Consider the following 2,480-nt stretch of genomic DNA (forward strand, 5'->3'; position numbering starts at 1 on the left):
TTATGAGGTTAACTTCACCGGCACTTATAACATACTTGAAGCCGCAAGGCTGTTCAATGTGGAGAAAATCGCCTATGCAAGTTCCTTGGCATCTATGATACACCCAGATTCGAGTCCTATAATCACGGATGCAAGCGTTCAGAGACCGCGGTTTCTCTATGGTATATCCAAAGTCTACGGTGAGCTTATGGGTCTTTATTACAATCACAAATTTGGAATAGACTTCCGTGCCGTTCGATATCCGGAGGTCATCGGCCCTGGTGTCAAACATCCCGGAATCGCCCAGTGCATACCGTGGGCAATAGAGCATGCCCTTAGGGGTGAACCGTATTCCCTTTGGCTTCCGGAAAGTGCCAACGTTCCCATCATGTATTACACAGACGCCGCGAGAGCGATTGTTGAATTATATTACGCTCCAGAAGAGCACATTAAGACAAGGACGTACAACGTCGTTGGTCTTGAGGTTACCGTGAAGGACTTTGTGAGTGAACTCAGGGAGCTTATACCCGGCGCCGAGATTGATATTAAACCTGATCCTGAGGTATTAAGAGCACTAGGCAACGTGAGGATAGAGAGAGTGGATGACTCTGGAGCGAGGAGAGAATGGGGGTGGAAACCAAAATACGGAACCGTTAGGAGTATCGTGGAGGCGTTTAAAAAAGAACTCAGTAAGAGCTGAAACCCTGTTTACTTTTCAATCTCTTTTAAGATTTTTTCAATTTCCTTCAGGATGAGTTTGATGGCTCCTTCGAGGTTCCTCTTTCCGTTTGCCCCTGCAGCCCCAGCATGACCTCCCCCGGAGCCCTCTATAATTGGTCCGACCTTCTCCATTATCTCCCCAAGGTGGAGGCCCTTCCTGACGAGGCTCTCCTTGGCTCTTGCCGAAATTCTTACCCCCTTCTTCTCGCTCCCGACGATGGCTATATCCGCCCCGAGCTGGAGGAAGACCTTGCAGGCGTAAGACTCGTAGGCCGAGACCCTGGAGATGACTATAATGTACTTTCTAAACTTCCTTATCTCAAGCCTCTGGCAGGCCTTCAGGACTGCTATCCTCTTTGCCTGGTCTGTGTTCTCATCGCCAACGGGAGCAACCAGCTGGAAAACCTCTCCCATCTGAACGGGAAAGAGGTTAAGCATCTCAGAAATGGCCTTGAACGTCCCCGCGTTGGCGAAACGGAAGTTTGCCGTGTCGGTGACGATTCCAGCGAGCAGGGCCTTCACACTTTCTTCATCGGCAAAGTGGAAGTACTTGAAAAGCTCCCAGACTATTTCAGCGGTTGAAGTCCTGGAGGAGTCAACTACGGCTATGTCTGCCTTTATTGGTCTCTCCTTCTCCATATGGTGATCTATTAAGACAACGAACCTCCCCGGGGGAACCTTGATTGGCTCAAGTTGCTCCAGCGACGAGGTGTCGAAGATTACAACAACGTCCTCACTAACTTCCGGGTTCTTCTCGACCGGAACCGGTGAGAGGGTTAGGAGCTTCTTCGCGTAGGATGAGACGCTCTGGGCGACACCTACCCTAACCCGCTCGTAGCCACGGGATTTCAGAAACCTGGCGAAGGCTATGGCCGAACCCAGGGAATCAGGGTCGGCGTTGTGATGGCAGAGGAGGAGAAAGGACTTCTCTCCCGGGCTCTCAAGGAGGCGTTTGAGCTTTATCTTTCCTTTCATTTAGATATCTCCCTCAGCTTCTTCTCAACGGCCTCGTAGGCCTTCTCTATTGCCTCCTCAACGAGGGCATCAACGTCAACCTTCACAAAGATTGGAACCTCCAGATAGACCTCAATCTCAAGGTCGAGCGTTTCTTCCCTGTTTATCCTCGCCGTAACCTCGATGTCCTTGACCTCATTCCTCGCGAGTTCGTCGAATATTCGCTTCAGGATGATCCTCTGGGCCAGCTTGCCGATGGCCATGACCTCCTCCTCGCTCAACTCAGGGAGGCCTATGTGGATTACCCTCGTGCTCTCCTCGCTCATCGGAAGGCCCTCCAAAGAAAGAAGAGGTCAGCCCGCCACGGGCGGTTTGAGGGAGGCCTGTATTTTGGCCGTCAGCTCCCTGAGCTTCTCGTTGAGCTTCTTCTCCTGCCTCTCAAGGGCGTTCAGACGGACTTCGAGGGTCTCGACCTTCTCCCTGAGCTCTCCCAGAGTTTTCTCTTTCGTGGTCTTCACTATCAGCGTTCCGACTGTCTTGTAGATTACCGCATCTTCGGGGAGCTTCTCGATTTCCTCAAGGGCCTTCTTTGCCTCAGTCAGCTCGGCCTGAACTTTCCCCTTCTGCTGGATGACGAGCTGGAGCTGTTGCTGGTAGCTCTCAAGCTGGGCCAGCATGCTTTGAACCTGGGACGGAATGTTCTGCATGTTCGCACCTCCGTAATCGCGATGCCGGGTTAGAATAAGGGGTGAGCTTTAAATAAGTTTGGGACGACTAAAAAAGAGGAAGATAAAAATCCCTCACTTAAAGTTCCATATCCAATCTAT

General features: G+C 51.2%; 3 protein-coding genes and 1 pseudogene. 1 reads left to right on the top strand and 3 read right to left on the bottom strand.

The window, feature by feature from the left end; genetic code table 11:
* On the top strand, positions 1-679 hold a 679-nt coding region (locus tag MVD07_RS04060), incomplete at its 5' end, for an NAD-dependent epimerase/dehydratase family protein (protein WP_297498983.1).
* Positions 680-687: 8 nt separating this feature from the next.
* Here MVD07_RS04060 and MVD07_RS04065 read toward each other — a convergent pair.
* The 3 genes and pseudogenes from MVD07_RS04065 to MVD07_RS04075 form a co-directional block, all read right to left on the bottom strand.
* The gene (locus MVD07_RS04065) at positions 688-1,674 is read right to left on the bottom strand and encodes a bifunctional oligoribonuclease/PAP phosphatase NrnA (RefSeq protein ID WP_297498985.1); all 987 of its coding nucleotides are present in this window, start codon (positions 1,672-1,674) and stop codon (positions 688-690) included.
* Positions 1,640-1,979: pseudogene (locus tag MVD07_RS04070) on the bottom strand (DUF3194 domain-containing protein). Before MVD07_RS04070 ends, MVD07_RS04065 begins: the two are co-directional and overlap by 35 nt.
* A gap of 27 nt (positions 1,980-2,006) precedes the next feature.
* A complete protein-coding gene (locus MVD07_RS04075; RefSeq protein ID WP_297498989.1) occupies positions 2,007-2,360 on the bottom strand; it encodes a prefoldin subunit beta in 354 nt (117 codons plus the stop codon).
* Positions 2,361-2,480 lie beyond the last annotated feature (120 nt).

The sequence above is a fragment of the Thermococcus sp. genome, from assembly GCF_027008145.1.
Classification (GTDB): domain Archaea; phylum Methanobacteriota_B; class Thermococci; order Thermococcales; family Thermococcaceae; genus Thermococcus.

Bases quoted from the DNA above. Each gene is read 5' to 3' on its own strand.
- MVD07_RS04065 (WP_297498985.1), bottom strand. From the start codon at position 1,674: ATGAAAGGAAAGATAAAGCTCAAACGCCTCCTTGAGAGCCCGGGAGAG.
- MVD07_RS04075 (WP_297498989.1), bottom strand. From the start codon at position 2,360: ATGCAGAACATTCCGTCCCAGGTTCAAAGCATGCTGGCCCAGCTTGAG.